General features: G+C 64.4%; 15 protein-coding genes. 5 read left to right on the forward strand and 10 right to left on the reverse strand.

Annotation, left to right across the window (positions count from 1 at the left end):
• Window positions 1-61: 61 nt before the first annotated feature.
• From qcrC to qcrB, 3 genes are all read left to right on the forward strand, one after another.
• Window positions 62-862, forward strand: coding sequence for a cytochrome bc1 complex diheme cytochrome c subunit (qcrC, locus tag QNN98_RS09240; protein WP_227926260.1), 801 nt, complete (start codon window positions 62-64; stop codon window positions 860-862).
• Window positions 863-948: 86 nt separating this feature from the next.
• Window positions 949-1,980 (forward strand): cytochrome bc1 complex Rieske iron-sulfur subunit, encoded by a 1,032-nt coding sequence (qcrA, locus tag QNN98_RS09245; protein WP_283996881.1) that lies wholly within the window; start codon window positions 949-951, stop codon window positions 1,978-1,980.
• A gap of 2 nt (window positions 1,981-1,982) precedes the next feature.
• The gene (qcrB, locus tag QNN98_RS09250) at window positions 1,983-3,668 is read left to right on the forward strand and encodes a cytochrome bc1 complex cytochrome b subunit (protein WP_227911426.1); all 1,686 of its coding nucleotides are present in this window, start codon (window positions 1,983-1,985) and stop codon (window positions 3,666-3,668) included.
• Window positions 3,669-3,755: 87 nt separating this feature from the next.
• Here qcrB and QNN98_RS09255 read toward each other — a convergent pair whose 3' ends face one another.
• The 8 genes from QNN98_RS09255 to QNN98_RS09290 form a co-directional block, all read right to left on the reverse strand.
• Complete coding sequence (locus QNN98_RS09255) at window positions 3,756-4,313, reverse strand: hypothetical protein (protein WP_227926259.1); 558 nt, start codon at window positions 4,311-4,313, stop codon at window positions 3,756-3,758.
• A gap of 41 nt (window positions 4,314-4,354) precedes the next feature.
• Window positions 4,355-5,152 (reverse strand): GntR family transcriptional regulator, encoded by a 798-nt coding sequence (locus QNN98_RS09260; RefSeq protein ID WP_502864670.1) that lies wholly within the window; start codon window positions 5,150-5,152, stop codon window positions 4,355-4,357.
• Window positions 5,153-5,227: 75 nt separating this feature from the next.
• Window positions 5,228-6,196: a 5'-3' exonuclease gene (locus tag QNN98_RS09265; protein WP_283996882.1), complete on the reverse strand. Its 969-nt coding sequence runs from the start codon at window positions 6,194-6,196 to the stop codon at window positions 5,228-5,230.
• Window positions 6,197-6,300: 104 nt separating this feature from the next.
• Window positions 6,301-6,702 (reverse strand): cytochrome c oxidase subunit 4, encoded by a 402-nt coding sequence (locus QNN98_RS09270; RefSeq protein WP_227926257.1) that lies wholly within the window; start codon window positions 6,700-6,702, stop codon window positions 6,301-6,303.
• On the reverse strand, window positions 6,699-8,426 hold the full coding sequence (gene ctaD / locus QNN98_RS09275) for an aa3-type cytochrome oxidase subunit I (protein WP_283996883.1): 1,728 nt from the start codon (window positions 8,424-8,426) through the stop codon (window positions 6,699-6,701). Before ctaD ends, QNN98_RS09270 begins: the two co-directional genes overlap by 4 nt.
• Window positions 8,427-8,435: 9 nt before the next feature.
• Window positions 8,436-9,290 carry an aa3-type cytochrome oxidase subunit II gene (gene ctaC / locus QNN98_RS09280; RefSeq protein WP_227911431.1) on the reverse strand — a complete coding sequence of 285 codons (855 nt, stop codon included), beginning with the start codon at window positions 9,288-9,290 and terminating at the stop codon, window positions 8,436-8,438.
• A 181-nt stretch (window positions 9,291-9,471) separates the two neighbouring features.
• Window positions 9,472-9,852: a HesB/IscA family protein gene (locus tag QNN98_RS09285; protein ID WP_227911432.1), complete on the reverse strand. Its 381-nt coding sequence runs from the start codon at window positions 9,850-9,852 to the stop codon at window positions 9,472-9,474.
• Window positions 9,853-10,015: 163 nt separating this feature from the next.
• On the reverse strand, window positions 10,016-11,425 hold the full coding sequence (locus QNN98_RS09290) for a dipeptidase (RefSeq protein WP_227911433.1): 1,410 nt from the start codon (window positions 11,423-11,425) through the stop codon (window positions 10,016-10,018).
• A 38-nt stretch (window positions 11,426-11,463) separates the two neighbouring features.
• On the opposite strand from QNN98_RS09290, the gene QNN98_RS09295 reads away from it, so the two are divergent.
• Complete coding sequence (locus tag QNN98_RS09295; protein ID WP_227926254.1) at window positions 11,464-12,057, forward strand: DUF3043 domain-containing protein; 594 nt, start codon at window positions 11,464-11,466, stop codon at window positions 12,055-12,057.
• 130 nt (window positions 12,058-12,187) lie between these two features.
• Here QNN98_RS09295 and QNN98_RS09300 read toward each other — a convergent pair whose 3' ends face one another.
• Window positions 12,188-13,252 carry a quinone-dependent dihydroorotate dehydrogenase gene (locus QNN98_RS09300; protein ID WP_283996884.1) on the reverse strand — a complete coding sequence of 355 codons (1,065 nt, stop codon included), beginning with the start codon at window positions 13,250-13,252 and terminating at the stop codon, window positions 12,188-12,190.
• A 78-nt stretch (window positions 13,253-13,330) separates the two neighbouring features.
• On the opposite strand from QNN98_RS09300, the gene QNN98_RS09305 reads away from it, so the two are divergent.
• A complete protein-coding gene (locus QNN98_RS09305) occupies window positions 13,331-14,332 on the forward strand; it encodes an alpha/beta hydrolase (RefSeq protein WP_283996885.1) in 1,002 nt (333 codons plus the stop codon).
• On the opposite strand, the gene QNN98_RS09310 is transcribed toward QNN98_RS09305, so the two are convergent.
• Window positions 14,329-15,153: an isoprenyl transferase gene (locus tag QNN98_RS09310; protein ID WP_283996981.1), complete on the reverse strand. Its 825-nt coding sequence runs from the start codon at window positions 15,151-15,153 to the stop codon at window positions 14,329-14,331. The genes QNN98_RS09305 and QNN98_RS09310 overlap by 4 nt on opposite strands.
• Between the last annotated feature and the right edge of the window lie 34 nt (window positions 15,154-15,187).

Raw genomic sequence — 15,187 nt, forward strand, 5'->3', positions numbered from 1 at the left:
CCAAGAAATACCCCAAAGTGGCACCTGTTTCCCAAAGACCACATAAGTTAGGAACTACGAAGTGAAGGCACTATCGCAAAGGCGGCGTCATCCCCTCGCAGCAGTAGCGCTGCTGCTGCTGGGACTCCTCGTTACGGGTGGTCTCTATGCCGTAGCCAACGGCGCCAACCAGGCCCAGGCCGCGACCACCACCTACACTGCCGATGACGTCAGCGAAGGCGAGAAGCTGTTCGTCGCCAACTGCGCAACGTGCCACGGCATCGAAGCCACCGGATCCGAGAACGGACCCTCCCTGGTGGGCGTCGGCGCTGCGTCGGTTGACTTCCAGGTCGGTACCGGCCGCATGCCGATGGCCATGCAGGGCCCGCAGGCCCAGCAGAAGCCCGTCCAGTTCAATGAAGAGCAGACGGCAGACCTCGCCGCCTACGTCTCCAGCATCGGCGCCGGTCCCTCCGTTCCGGACTCCGAGTACCTGGAACCGGACACCAGCGACGAAGAGGCTGCCGCCAACGGCGGCGAGCTGTTCCGCGTCAACTGCGCCATGTGCCACAACGCTGCCGCCGCCGGCGGTGCGCTGACCCGCGGCAAGTTCGCTCCGTCCCTGGAGGGCGTCAGCGAGAAGCACATCTACGAGGCCATGGTCACCGGCCCGCAGAACATGCCTGTCTTCAACGACACGAACATCACGCCCGAAGACAAGCAGGACATCATCACGTTCCTGAAGAACATCGAGGCCAACGGCTCTCCCGGCGGAGCGCAGCTCGGCTCGCTGGGACCGGTTTCCGAAGGCCTGTTCATCTGGACCGCAGGTCTGGGAATCATCATCGCTTTCACTATTTGGTTGACCTCCCGGTCTTCCTAACCACCCGCCGCGCTCACCCCCACGGGTGACATCACAGTTACACATAGGTCTATAAATGCAGTTTCAAGAGAAGGATGAGGGGGATCATGGGCGACCATAGTCACGGCAGTCCGAACACCTCGGGCACCGTCGCTACGGCTGGCCAGGGAGAAGAGGAGAAGTTCCAGAATCCGGGACTTCCCCCGCACCGCCCTCGTCTAGCCGACACAAATCCCCGCGCCGAAAAGCGGGCCGAACGGCAGGTCGCAAGCCTGTTCGTCATCTCGGCCATTGGCACGATCGTATTTTTCGTGGGGTACTTCAGCATCCACCTGGATGATGCCAGCATCGCCACGCTGCGGCTGCAGAACATCCTGCTGGGTCTGGGCACGGCATTCGCCATGCTGGGCATCGGCGTAGGTATTGTCCACTGGGCCAAGACCCTGATGCCGGACCACGAAATCGTGGAAGAACGCCACGAGATCCGTCCCGAAGAGGGCCGCGTTATTGCCGAAAAGATGGTGGGCGACATCATCGAGGAGACGGGCATCAAGCGCCGTCCCCTGATCCGCAACACGCTCCTCGGCGCCATGGTCCTGGCACCGCTGCCGGCGATCGCGGTCTTCCGCGACCTCGGCCCGCTGCCCGGCAATACCCTGCGCCACACCATGTGGGACGAGAACACCTACCTGACCCGGGACCCCAGCGGTACCCGGATCAAGGCTTCCGACGTCACCCTGGGCTCGGCGTTCCACGTCATCCCCGAAGGCCTGACGGAACTGGAAGAGCACAAGCTCGAAGAGAAGGCCAAGGCAGTAGTCCTGCTCATGCGCCTTAACCCGGAAGACCTCAACCCCTCCCCCGGGCGCGAGGACTGGGCCGTAGACGGCATCGTCGCCTACTCCAAGATCTGCACCCACGTGGGCTGCCCCGTGGCCCTCTACGAGCAGCAGACGCACCATTTGCTGTGCCCGTGCCACCAGTCGACCTTCGATGTCACGCAGGAATGCAAGGTCATCTTCGGCCCGGCCGGCCACGCACTGCCGCAGCTGCCCATCAAGGTCGACAAAGACGGCTACCTGCAGGCTCAGAGTGACTTCAAAGAGCCTGTCGGACCGAGCTACTGGGAGCGTGGTTAACCGTGAGTGTCCCCTCCGCTACGCCTTACGAAGCCAAGACCCGTCTTGGCCGCGTCACCAACTTCGTTGACTCCCGGGTCAGCGGCTCGGCCATGGTCAAGGAGTTCGGCCGCAAGGTCTTCCCCGACCACTGGTCCTTCATGTTCGGTGAAGTTGCGCTGTACTGCTTCGTCATCCTGCTGCTGACCGGCACCTTCCTGACCTTCTTCTTCGATCCGTCCATGGCGGAAACGCATTACGAAGGCAGCTACGTTCCGCTCAACGGCGTGGAGATGTCTGTCGCCTACGAGTCCTCGCTGAATATCTCCTTCGATATCCGCGGCGGCCTCTTTATGCGCCAGGTGCACCACTGGTCGGCCCTGCTCTTCGTAGCGGCCGTCTCCGTGCACATGCTCCGCGTGTTCTTCACCGGAGCGTTCCGCAAGCCCCGTGAACTGAACTGGGTGGTGGGCGGCGTCCTGCTGATCCTCTCCCTCGCGGCCGGCTTCACCGGCTACTCCCTCCCCGATGACCTGCTCTCCGGCAACGGCCTGCGAATCATCGACGGCGTCATCAAGTCGATTCCCGTAGTGGGCACCTACATCAGCTTCTTCCTGTTCGGCGGCGAATTCCCGGGAACGGATATCATCGGGCGTCTTTACGTCCTGCATATCCTCCTGGTGCCGGCCCTGATCCTGCTGATGATCGCGATCCACCTCTTCATGGTGGTCATCCACAAGCACACCCAGTTCCGCGGACCCGGCCGGACCAACAACAATGTTGTCGGTTACCCGGTGGGCCCGGTCTACGCTGCCAAGGCCGGTGGATTCTTCTTCATCGTCTTCGGCATCATCGCCATCATTGCGGGCTTCTTCACGATCAACCCGATCTGGAACTACGGCCCGTACGATCCCTCGCCCGTGTCCGCCGGTACCCAGCCTGACTGGTACATCGGTTGGGTTGACGGCGCCCTGCGCCTGATGCCCGGCTTCATCGGCGGGTTCCCCTTCGAATGGGTCATCCCGTTCCCGTGGGGCGACAACACGCTCTCCCTGAACGTCCTGCTGCCGGCCCTGGTGCCTGCAGGCCTGGTCTTCACACTGCTGTTCACCTGGCCCTGGATCGAAGCGTGGCTGACCAAGGACAAGCGGGTGCACAACCTGCTCGACCGTCCGCGCAACGCTCCGTACCGCACGGCAGTCGGCGTCGCCGGCATCACGTTCTACTCGGTTATGTGGGCAGCTGCCAGCTCCGACCTCATCGCCACGCACTTCCACGTGTCGCTGAACGACGTGACCTACTGGCTGCGGGTCCTGCTCTTCGTTGGCCCGGTCCTGGCGTTCATCATCACGCGCCGCATCGCCCTGGCGCTGCAGCGCAAGGACCGCGAGATTGTCCTCCACGGCGTGGAGAGCGGACGTATTGTCCGTCTCCCGCACGGCGAGTACATCGAGGTCCACGAGCCGCTGGACGAGTACAAGCGCTACCGCCTGGTGGACTTCGAGTCCTACAAGGCACTGCCGGCCCAGCCGGGCGCCAACGGCAAGGTCTCCGGCAAGGAGAAGCGGCGGGCCAAGCTCTCGCGCTTCTTCTTCGAAGACCGCGTTGCCCCGGTAACGCCGTCGGAGCTTGAAAACGCGCACCACCACGAGTCGCCTGCCGAGGTCGAAGCCAAGGCTGACGACCAGCAGTCGATCGAACAGCACTAACTGCCGCAAGGCGCTTAGCGTAAAGGAAGGCCCCGCCGGATGTCCGGCGGGGCCTTCCTTGTATCTCTGCGATGTTCCGGCTGGCAATCAGGAGAGAGTGAACGGCTCCTTGGAGGGCAGCGGGTACCGGCGGCGCAGCTGATCGGGATCGGCGACCGGCGCGGAACCGATGGTGAGTTTGGTGAAGTCCAGCAGCGGGTCCCGCAGCACAACCTTCAGTCCGGCCACGGCTTTGTTCACATCCGGAACCAGGCAGTAGATGTTCAGCTTCCGCGGCGCGAACTCGCTGTGGTCCACTTCCCCCAGCCCGCGCCAGAGGAAGTAGGAGGAGATAGCCTGGGTGGCCTTGTGCTCAAGGTACCGGTCCCGCTCAGTACCGGTGGCGGACTTCAGCGCGTACTGGGCGATGACCCAGTGCTGCTGCTCCGGCTCCAGTTCCGCATAGCCGTCCTCTTCCGAGGCCACTGCGAACGCATGCAGGAGCCCCTCGGCTGCCTCTGGCGCCACGTCCTGAACCTTGGCTTTGCCTTCATGGCCCACGGGCCCGGAGGTCAGCATAAGCTGCCCTTCGTCCTCCTCGTAAAGCGCTTCACGAAAGTGCAGGACTCCTGCTTCGTCGCGCTTGTACATCCTGATGGTTATCATTGCGGTGTTCCTCTTCCTGCTGTGGATTGTGGTGCCGCGGCCTAGGCGCGCGGAAGGCGGCGGGGATGGTACGAGCGCGGGGTGCGTACGCCGGGGCGCTGCAGCGGCACCCAGAGCTTGTAGCGGTCTGCGCGGTAGTAGGACACGGAGTAGTCCACCATCGCCCGGGAGACATAGGCATGCCGCTGGATCTTCAGGACCGGTGCACCCAGTTCTACATTCAGCAGCCGCGCAATGGACGCCGATGCGGCAGTGGCCTCGATGGTGTCCTCACCCCACTCCATCACCAGTCCGTACCGTTCTCCAAGCATGTTGTAGAGCGAGGTGGGAGCCTCCTCCTCGAGGATCCCCGGGACGTAGTGGGCGGGAATGAAGTTCTCGTCCACGCTCATGGGTTCGCCGTCGGCCAGCAGCTGGCGCCTGAAGCGCACCACCGGCTGTCCGGGGTCTATCTGCAGCTCACGGGCCACCAGCTGGGACGCTCCGGTCTGCTCGAAGCTGAGCACATGGGCATCCGGAACCATGCCGCGGCGGTGCATTTCCTCGGAGTAGGAGGTCAGCTGGATCTGCAGGTCCATCTTCTTGCGTGCCACGAAAGTTCCCAGCCCCACGACGCGTTCCAGGACACCGTCGGCAACGAGGGCGTCTACGGCCTGGCGGATGGTCATACGGGCGACGGCGAAGTGCTCCGCCAGTTCCCGCTCGGACGGGATGATCTCCCCCGCACCGGCGTGGTCCTCCACGAACCGGCGGAGAATGGCCTGCAGCTGGATATGCTTGGCGACACCGGCTTCCGGATCGATGGATTCGGTCAGCAGCAGAAGCCGGCGGTTGCTCACTGGGAAGCTCCCTGGCCGGCTAGAATTTTCCGCATTCTTCTACTCCGCCCCTTCGGCTGGGAAAACACGTGCCGTCTAAGGATACCGGGAGGTCTCCCCGCCCTGCTCCGCAGGGTAGGCCGCCAGCGCGTGCAGGAACCTGTTGAGGGATCCACCCAGGTTCCAGCCGGAGCCGAGCCGTTCCAGTTCCGCGCGGGCCTGCGGACCAGGGGCATGCAGGCGCGCCCCAGCGGCCTCCAGCGCCGGAACGGGAAGGTCGCGCACCACATGCACCACGGCCGGTGCCGCCTGCAGGTACTCCCCCGCTGCGGCCAGCTTGGCACGGACCGGTGCCGCCAGCCCGCTGCCCGGATCCGCCGCGGCCGCCAGCAGCCCGTCCAGGCTTCCGTACTCCCCCAGCAGCTGTGCCGCGGTCTTTTCACCGATCCCAGCCACCCCGGGCAGCCCATCGGAAGCGTCCCCGCGCAGCGTCGCATAGTCGGCGTATTGGCTGGGCAGCACCCGGTACCGGCCCACCACAGATGCCTCCGTCAGAACTTCGAGGTTCTTCATCCCGCGTGCCGTATAGAGCACCCGTACCTCCCGGTCATCGCTGACCAGCTGGAACAAGTCACGGTCGCCCGTCACCACGTCCACCGGCATTCCTGCCAACTGGGCGTAGGTGCCGATGACGTCGTCGGCTTCGTGGTCATCGGCGCCCACCAGGGCAATGCCTGCCACTGTAAGGATCTCCCGGATCATCGGAATCTGGGCGGTCAGGCCCTCGGGCACGGTTTCAGTGTCCCCGTCCGGGGAAGCGGCTGCCACGCGTTGGGCCTTGTACCCGGGCAGCAGGGCAACCCGCCACGCCGGGCGCCAGCTGTTGTCCCAGCAGGCCACAAGGTGGGTCGGCCCATACTCGGTGCTCAGGCGGGCGATCATGTCCAGCAGTCCCCGCACGGCATTCATCGGGGTTCCGTCGGCCCGGCGGATGGTGTCCGGAACGCCGTGGAAGGCACGGAAGTACAGGGAGGCGGTATCAAGCAGCATAAGTCGGGAAGCCATATCCGCACCCTACACACCGGGGGCAAGCAAAAAGGAGGACCCGCAGTTTCCTGCGGATCCTCCCTGAGATGCTGCTTGTCTAAGCTGCCGTGTTCGAACCTGCCCTAGTGGGCGTGGTTTCCGCGGCTGTATTCGAAGACCCAGCCAACCAGTGCAATGACGGCAAGGCCGGCACCGATGAACAGGATCCACCAGCCAACTGCCATACCGAGGAATCCGATGGCAGCGGAGATACCCAGCAGCAGCGGCCACCAGCTCCACGGGCTGAAGAAGCCCTGCTCGCCGGATCCCTCATGGATTTCGGCGTCGAGCCGATCCTCCGGGCGGGGACCCACGCGGCGGCCGGTGAAGCCGATGTAGAAGGCGATCATGCCCGACATAGCTGCCGTCAGGAAGAGGGCGAGGTAACCAACGGGTTCCGTCCACTCCACCATGTAGCCGTAGATCACGCCGACAACCAGGAAGAACGGTGTCAGGTAGCTGAAGAGTTTAGTCTCTACCTTCATTTGACCTTTTCCTTCCGGTCACCGGGGCCGAAGACCTTGGCCGCAGCTGATTCGTCGGTAACGTGCTGCTGCAGTTCGGGGTGGTGCAGGTCCAGGGCCGGACGCTCCGAACGGATGCGGGGCAGCGAAGTGAAGTTGTGGCGCGGCGGCGGGCAGGACGTAGCCCACTCGAGGGATCCGCCGAAGCCCCACGGATCATCCACTTCAACCTTCTTGCCGTGGCGCCAGGTGATGTACACGTTCCACAAGAACGGGATCATCGAGGCGCCCAGGACGAAGGAGGCAATGGTGGAGAACTGGTTCATGGCCGTGAAGTTATCCTCCACCAGGTAGTCGGCATAGCGGCGCGGCATACCAATGACGCCCAGCCAGTGCTGGATGAGGAAGGTGCCGTGGAAGCCGACGAACAGGAGCCAGAAGTGGATCTTGCCCAGACGCTCGTTGAGCATCTTTCCGGTGAACTTAGGCCACCAGAAGTAGAAGCCGGCGAACATCGCGAATACCACGGTGCCGAAGACCACGTAGTGGAAGTGGGCAACTACGAAGTAGGTGTCCGAGACGTGGAAGTCCAGCGGCGGGGAGGACAGGATGATGCCGGTCAGACCGCCGAAGAGGAAGGTGATCAGGAAGCCGATGCTCCAAAGCATGGGGGTTTCGAACGTGATCGATCCCCGCCACATGGTGCCAATCCAGTTGAAGAACTTCACGCCGGTAGGCACGGCAATCAGCATTGTCATGAATGCGAAGAACGGCAGCATAACTGCGCCGGTCACATACATGTGGTGCGCCCAGACGGTCACCGACAGTGCAGCAATGGCGATGGTTGCGTAAACCAGGCCCTTGTAGCCGAAGATCGGCTTGCGGCTGAAGACCGGGAAGACTTCGGACACGATGCCGAAGAACGGCAGGGCGATGATGTACACCTCGGGGTGGCCGAAGAACCAGAACAGGTGCTGCCACAGGATGGCACCGCCGCGCTCCGGATCGAAGATGTGCGCCCCGAACCGGCGGTCTGCACCGAGGGCGAACAGGGCTGCTGCCAGCGGCGGGAAGGCCATGAGAACCAGGATGGCCGTAACCAGCGTGTTCCAGGTGAAGATCGGCATACGCCACATGGTCATGCCCGGGGCACGCATGCAGATGATGGTGGTGATGAAGTTGACCGCACCGAGGATGGTGCCGAAACCGGACAGTGCCAGGCCGAAGACCCAGAGGTCACCGCCTACGCCGGGAGAGAATGTCGTGCTCGACAGCGGGGTGTAGGCGAACCAGCCGAAGGATGCGGCACCCTGCGGGGTGATGAACCCGGCCACCGCGATGCTGCTGCCCAGCAGGAAGAACCAGAAGGCCAGTGCGTTCAGCCGCGGGAAGGCGACGTCGGGGGCACCGATCTGAAGGGGCATGATGACGTTCGCAAAGCCCGAGAACAGCGGCGTGGCGAACATCAGGAGCATCACGGTGCCGTGCATCGTGAACAGCTGGTTGTACTGGTCCTTGGTCTGCAGGATCTGCATACCCGGCTCAAAGAGCTCCGCACGGATGACCAGGGCCATCACGCCTGCGAGGCAGAAGAAAATAAATGAGGCAATCAGGTACATGTACCCAATCGTCTTGTGGTCAGTGGAGGTGATCCAGTTGACGACGATTCGTCCCTTGGAGACGGGTACTACGCGGGGTGCAACCCTGGTGCCGGAATCTTCCGAAGTGTATTCGAGAGTAGTCATAGCGTCCTCCTACCTCCTAACTTCGCTTGATTCTGAGTTGTACTGGCGGTCGTACTCGCCGGTCACCTGGCCGTCGGGCAAGGTGGCAACGTAGTCGTTGTAGTCGTCTTCGCTGAGGACCTCTACGTTGAAGAGCATTTCGGAGTGGTACTCGCCGCAGAGCTCGGCGCACTTGCCGTCAAAGGTTCCGGTCTTGCCGGTTTCCAAGGTGATGACGTTGGTGCGGCCCGGGTAGATGTCCATCTTCTGCAGGAACGCAGGCACCCAGAAGGAGTGCTGGACGTCGCGGGTGTTCAGCTGCAGTTCGATCGTCTTGTCGACGGGCAGTACCAGTGTCGGGAACTCGTCGGCAGAGACTTCCTGACCGTCCAGGTTAACCTGGGTGCCCTGGTAGTACTTGTCTTCGTTGACGTAGTTGAAGTCCCAGGACCACTGCTTGGCGCGGACGTCTACGACGACGTCGGGATCATCACTGCGCTCGTTGATCGCCTGGATGTCCTGGTTGGTGAAGTAGAACAGCACCAAAACCATGAACAGCGGAACCGCCGTGTAGAAGATTTCCAGCGGCAGGTTGTAGCTGAGCTGGCGGGGGTATCCGGTCTCATTCTTGCGCCGGCGGTAAGCGACCATGCACCACAGGATCAATGCCCAGGTGAGGATACCTACAGCCAGGGCAGCAATCCATGAGTTGACCCAAAGGTCCATGATGCGGCCGGTGTGGTTAGTGGTGTCGCGGTCCGTAGGCAGCCAGCCCTTTTGGACTTCCGATGAACACCCCGATAAAAACAACGCGCCGGCCGACGTTACGGCTGAGATCTTTAAGATCCTGGCGCGTCGGCTGCTGGTTCGGTCCTGCGAACTCACAGACGGCCCTTCCTCTTGTTGCGTGCAAGTGCTGCCCGGCCGGGGACAAAAAAGTTCCCGGTTGCAGGCATTAGTTTTACTACTACGTGTAGAGCTTACCCGTACGGGCGGCCATCCAGTGACAGATCGCCGCCGCGCCGGGGAAATAAAGCTCTGCTTTTAGGGCCGTCGGGCCGGTGTGTCAGTGGAAGGAGTCTCCACAGGCGCACGAGCCGCCCGCATTCGGGTTGTCGATGGTGAAGCCCTGCTTCGAGATGGTGTCCTCGAAGTCGATGGATGCCCCGGAAAGGTAGGGAACGCTCATCTTGTCCACAATGACCTCGACGCCGTCGAAGTCCCGGACGGCGTCGCCGTCCAGGACCCGCTCGTCAAAGTACAGCTGGTAGATAAGTCCCGAGCAGCCGCCGGGCTGGACAGCAACGCGGAGACGGAGGTCCGTACGGCCCTCCTGCTCCAGCAGGCTGCGGACCTTCTGTGCGGCTACGTCCGAGAGCATCACTTCGTGCGTGGGCAGCTCAGTATCTGCCGCAGCGGTGATGTTTTCGCTGGTGGAAACGCTCATAGTTTCTCTCTTTCCTCAGCTGGTTTCCCGCTGGCAGGCCGTCGCGCCTGCCGCAGGCCGAAACCAGTGTCTCAATGGTACGTCCGGTATCCCCCAACGATCTAACAGATACCGGGGACTGATCCATTCCCCCGGTCATCCGTGCGCCCCGGCTGCCGGCCGATCAGCCTTCGCGTGCACCCAGGCGGGCCAGCAGCAGTGCTTCGGCCAGGATCGCGTTCCGGAAGTCGTTCAGGTCCAGCGATTCGTTGGCGCTGTGTGCCCGGGAATCCGGGTCCTCCACCCCGGTGATGAGGATCTGAGCGGACGGGAACAGCTCCACCAGGTCTGCAATGAACGGAATGGAGCCGCCCATGCCCGACTCCACGGGCTCCACTCCCCACGCGCGGCCCAGTGCCCACAGTGCGGTCCGGGCCGCACTGGCACTGGTGTCGGTGGCGAAGGCGTTGCCCTTCTCCCCCGGTGTGAAGGTGACCTTCGCGCCGAACGGTGCATTGGCCTGCATGTGGGCTTCAATGGCTTCCATGGCTGCTTCCGGGCTCTGGCCGGGAGCAAGGCGCAGGCTGAACTTGGCACGCGCCTTGGGCTGAATGGTGTTCGAGGACATCGCGACCGTGGGGACGTCGATGCCGATGATGGACAGTGCCGGCTTGGTCCACAGGCGGGAGGCGATTGACCCGGTACCGGCCAGCTGCACGCCGTCGAGCAGCGAGGAATCGGCGCGGAAATCGGCTTCGGGGTAGTCCACGGCCGCGTCGTCGGTGGCGACGAGCCCGGAGATGGCGACGTCGCCGTCGGCGTTGTGGAAAGTGGCGATCAGCCGGGCGAGCAGCGTGGGCGCATCCAGCACGGGACCGCCGAACATACCCGAGTGCACGGCGTGGTCCAGCACCTGGACTTCCACTGTGCCGTCCACCAGTCCGCGCAGGCTGGTGGTCAGGGCCGGAACGCCCACCTTCCAGTTGCCCGAGTCCGCCACCACAATGACGTCTGCGCGCAGCAGGTCCTGGTAGGTCTCCAGGAAGGTGCGGAAGGTCGGCGAACCGGCTTCTTCCTCTCCTTCAATGAACAGGGTGACGCCTACGCCGGACTCTTCGCCCAGGACGTCCTCCAGCGCACGCAGGGCACCGATGTGCGCCATGATGCCGGCCTTGTCGTCTGCAGCGCCGCGGCCGTAGAGCCGCCCGTTGCGTTCCTCGGCGCTGAAGGGATCGGATTCCCAGAGGTCCGGGTCTCCCGGCGGCTGCACGTCGTGGTGCGCGTAGAGGAGGACGGTGGGAGCGCCGGGGCGGGCCGGGCGGCGGGCGACGACGGCGGGGCCGCCGGGGGTTCCGTTGTTGTCCACGCGGAGTACCTGCACGTCTTCGATGCCGGCTTCGCGGATCAGCTCCGCCACGGCGGCGGCGCTGCGGTTCAGGTGCTCGGGGTCAAAAGAGTCCCACGCGATGCCCGGGATGCTGACCAGGGACTTGAGCTGCTCGACGGTCCGCGGGAAGTCTGCGGCCACGCTGGCGCGCAGGGCGTCCTCATGGATCTGCGCGGGAATGGGGTCTTGTGCGGGGTTGGAAGTCATAGCCAAAACCCTACAATCTTTCACGGTATCCTTGGGTTGTGTTCGGACGAAAGAAAGAAGCGCCCACCGCGCAGGAAACTGTGGACCAGGCTGTCGCCGCTGAAGCCGGCGCCAGGGAACGTGCCGGCAAGGGCGCTCCCACACCCCGCCGCAAGGACCAGGAAGCCGCACGCCGGCGCCCCCTGGTGCCCGATGACCGCAAGGCGGCAAAGGCTGCTGCCCGCGACTCCATGCGGGCGGAACGGCTGAAGACCCGCCAGGCCCTGGACACCGGCGACGAGCGTTATCTTCCGCTGCGCGACAAGGGCCCCAACCGCAGGTTCATCCGCGACATTGTCGACGCCCGCCGCAACGTGGGTGAATACGTCATGATCGCGGCCCTGGTGTTCGTCATCTTCAGCTTCATCCAGAACGTAGATGTCCAGCTGTTCGTGATGGCCGCCTTCTGGGTGCTGATCCTGGCTGTTATCGCCGACAGCTTTATGCTGCGGCGCCAGATCCGCAAGCGTCTCACCTCAAAGTTCGGCGGTCCCAACTCCGGCGATGTCTGGTACGGGGTGTCCCGCTCCCTGCAGCTGCGCCGCTTCCGGCTCCCGAAGCCGCAGGTTGCGCGCGGGCAGTACCCCTCCTGACCCGTTCCGCTTGGCGGAAGGGGGAAGGGCCGACGGCGGCCCTTCCCCCTTTTTTTGTGCCTGCTCTCCAGGCCTGCTTTCCAGGCCTGCTTTCCAGGCCTGCTCTTCAGGCCTGCTCTCCGGGCGCCGCCTAGCCGCGCGCCAGTGCCCGGTTGATGCGTGCCGCCCAGAACGGACCTTCATAGAGGAAGGCCGTGTAGCCCTGCACCAGGGTTGCCCCGGCAGCCAGGCGTTCCCGGACATCCGCTGCGGTTTCCACTCCCCCGACGGAGATGATCGCGCAGCCGCTGCCTTCCAGCCGGGCATACAGCCGGCGCAGGACCTCAAGGGAACGCCGTTTCAGCGGTGCGCCGCTTAGTCCGCCGACACCGCAGGAGATCACCTGCTCCGGGTCCGTGGCCAGGTTTTCCCGCGTGACGGTGGTGTTGGTGGCAATCACCCCGTCCAGTCCCAGTGACAGCGCCAGTTCCGCGACGTCGTCAATATCCTCATCCGTCAGGTCCGGCGCGATTTTTACCAGCAGCGGCACATGCCGGCCCGCGGCGTCGTCCGCAGCATTGCCCACCTGCGTGAGCAGCGGCCGCAGGGAACTGATGTCCTGCAGCAGGCGCAGGCCGGGGGTGTTTGGCGAGCTGACGTTGACGGCGAGGTAGTCCGCGTGCGGCGCCAGGGTGCGTGCACTGGTGAGGTAGTCCTGCACAGCGTCGGCCAGGTCCACCTTTTTCGTCTTGCCGATGTTGATCCCGATCACGGGACGGGGCTCACCGAAGGTGCGGGCCAGCGCCCTCCGCGCTTTGTCCAGGCGCGGGGCGACGGCGGCGGCGCCGTCGTTGTTGAAACCCATCCGGTTGATGACCGCACGGTCTTCGACCAGGCGGAAGAGCCGGGGTTTGGCGTTGCCCGGCTGCGCCTGCGCGGTGACCGTGCCTACTTCCACGTGGCCGAAGCCAAGGTTCGCCAGGGCACCGATGCCGGAACCTTCCTTGTCGAACCCGGCGGCCAGGCCGAAGGGCGAGGGGAAGGACAAGCCGAGGGCCTCGGTGCGCAGACCTGCCGCCGGCCGCATCAGGCGGCGCATCACGGGTGCTGCGGGAGTCCGGGCTGCCGCGCGGATCAGCGCAAAACCGATCCGGTGGGCCCGCTCGGGATCCATGCCGGAGAAAACGAGACGGAAGAAGGTGGGATAGATGCGCATACTCCAAAGAATCCCAGACCCGGCACGTCCGGCCAAACCCTGCCCGCCGCTGCTGCACGCTCCGCTATTGTCGAAGGCATGCACCACGATCAGCCCAACTGGAAACCCGACGTCCTGGGCGAGGGATTCCGGAGTATGACGCTGGACCTCGGGGCAGACGAGGAAGGCCCGCTGGTTGCCACCCTGGTCTCCTATGTACCGGTGCAGGCGGCACCGCCCACGGGGACCGTGGATACCGTTCTCTACCTGCACGGCTGGAGTGACTACTTCTTCCAGGCGGAGCTTGCCCGCTTCTGGGCGGAACAGGGTGCGGTGTTCTACGCACTTGACCTGCGCAAGTACGGCAGGAGCCTGAGGCCGGGACAATCCGAAGGCTACGTGAGCGACCTCGCCGAGTATAACGCCGACATCGAAGCGGCGCTGGCCGCCGTCGCCGAGGATGTGCAGGCCCGGTGCGGTGCCGATGCAACGGTCCGGACCACGCTGATGGCACATTCCACCGGGGGGCTGGTCGCCGCGCTGTGGGCGCACCGCAACCCGGGCCGGCTCCGGGCCCTGATCCTGAACAGCCCGTGGCTGGAAATCAGCGGCAGTTCAATGCTCCGCTTCGCCACCAGCGGGCTGGTGGAACCGGTGGCACGACGCCGGCCCAAAACGCGGTTGAAGATCCCCGAATTCGGTTTCTACTTCCGCAGCATCAGCGCCGAAATGGACGGGGAGTGGCCCGTAGACCCGGCCTGGCGTCCGCCCTTCAGCTTCCCGGTGCGGGCAGGCTGGATTCGGGCCGTGCTGGCCGGGCACGCACGCGTGGCCCGGGGACTGGACATCAACGTGCCCGTCCTGATGCTCGCCTCTGCGGCCTCCACCATCGCCCCCGCCTGGAATCCGCAGATGCTGCGCACCGACAGCGTCCTGGACGTCTCCCTGATGGTCCAGCGCGCGGTGCTGTTGGGTCCGGAAGTCACTGTGTACCGGTTCGACGGCGCCCTCCATGACACCTTGCTTTCCGCGCTGCCGGTCCGGACCCGCGTATACGCAGGCATCCAACGCTGGGCCTCCGCGTTTGTGTTCGGCGGCTAGGCCCCGGCGGCCTCATCTACTGCGGCCGGGTCGGCTGCGGCCTGGCCGAGGGCGGCCTGATCGACGGCGCCGCCGTACCTGCGGTCGCGCCGGGCATAGATCTCCACCGCTTCCCACAGGGTCCGCCGGTCCACATCCGGCCAAAGCGTGTCCATAAAGACCATTTCAGCGTAGGCCGACTGCCAGAGCATGAAGTTGGAGAACCGCTGCTCCCCCGAGGTGCGCAGGAACAGGTCAACGTCCGGAAGGTCCGGTTCGTCCAGGTACTTCTGGATGGTCTTTTCGCTGATGGACCCCGGCCGCAGCCGCCCCTTCTGCACATCTGCGGCAATCGCGGCCACGGCGTCGGCAATTTCTGCCCGCCCGCCGTAATTCACGCACATGTTCAGCGTGCATACCGTGTTGCCGCGGGTGGCCTCCTCAGCGGTCTCCAGTTCCTTCACCACGCTCTGCCACAGCCGCGGGCGGCGTCCGGACCAGCGGATCCGGACGCCCCATTCGTTCAGCTGGTCCCGCTGGCGCCGCAGTACGTCGCGGCTGAAGCCCATCAGGAAGCGGACTTCTTCCGGGGAGCGTTTCCAGTTTTCGGTGGAGAAGGCGTAGACGGAGACGTGCCGGATACCCATTTCGATGGCGCCTGCCATCACGTCCAGCAGTGCCGCCTCGCCGGCGCGGTGCCCCTCGGTCCGGGGCAGTCCGCGCTGGTTGGCCCAGCGTCCGTTGCCGTCCATCACAATAGCCACGTGCGCGGGCACCAGCTCCGCTGGCACCGGCGGCGGCACCGCGCCTGAGGGATGCGGTGTGGGCCGGATAACCGGCATTGCCGGAACGGCGGAGGGGGATTTTGAACGCAAG

The sequence above is a fragment of the Arthrobacter sp. zg-Y1143 genome (assembly GCF_030125565.1).
GTDB lineage: Bacteria > Actinomycetota > Actinomycetes > Actinomycetales > Micrococcaceae > Arthrobacter_B.

Excerpts from the sequence above, each read along its gene's own strand:
- qcrA (WP_283996881.1), top strand. The coding sequence starts at position 949 with ATGGGCGACCATAGTCACGGCAGTCCGAACACCTCGGGCACCGTCGCT.
- QNN98_RS09310 (WP_283996981.1), bottom strand. The coding sequence starts at position 15,153 with ATGCCGGTTATCCGGCCCACACCGCATCCCTCAGGCGCGGTGCCGCCG.
- QNN98_RS09265 (WP_283996882.1), bottom strand. The coding sequence starts at position 6,196 with ATGGCTTCCCGACTTATGCTGCTTGATACCGCCTCCCTGTACTTCCGT.
- QNN98_RS09270 (WP_227926257.1), bottom strand. The coding sequence starts at position 6,702 with ATGAAGGTAGAGACTAAACTCTTCAGCTACCTGACACCGTTCTTCCTG.
- QNN98_RS09290 (WP_227911433.1), bottom strand. The coding sequence starts at position 11,425 with ATGACTTCCAACCCCGCACAAGACCCCATTCCCGCGCAGATCCATGAG.
- ctaD (WP_283996883.1), bottom strand. The coding sequence starts at position 8,426 with ATGACTACTCTCGAATACACTTCGGAAGATTCCGGCACCAGGGTTGCA.
- QNN98_RS09300 (WP_283996884.1), bottom strand. The coding sequence starts at position 13,252 with ATGCGCATCTATCCCACCTTCTTCCGTCTCGTTTTCTCCGGCATGGAT.
- QNN98_RS09255 (WP_227926259.1), bottom strand. The coding sequence starts at position 4,313 with ATGATAACCATCAGGATGTACAAGCGCGACGAAGCAGGAGTCCTGCAC.
- QNN98_RS09305 (WP_283996885.1), top strand. The coding sequence starts at position 13,331 with ATGCACCACGATCAGCCCAACTGGAAACCCGACGTCCTGGGCGAGGGA.
- QNN98_RS09285 (WP_227911432.1), bottom strand. The coding sequence starts at position 9,852 with ATGAGCGTTTCCACCAGCGAAAACATCACCGCTGCGGCAGATACTGAG.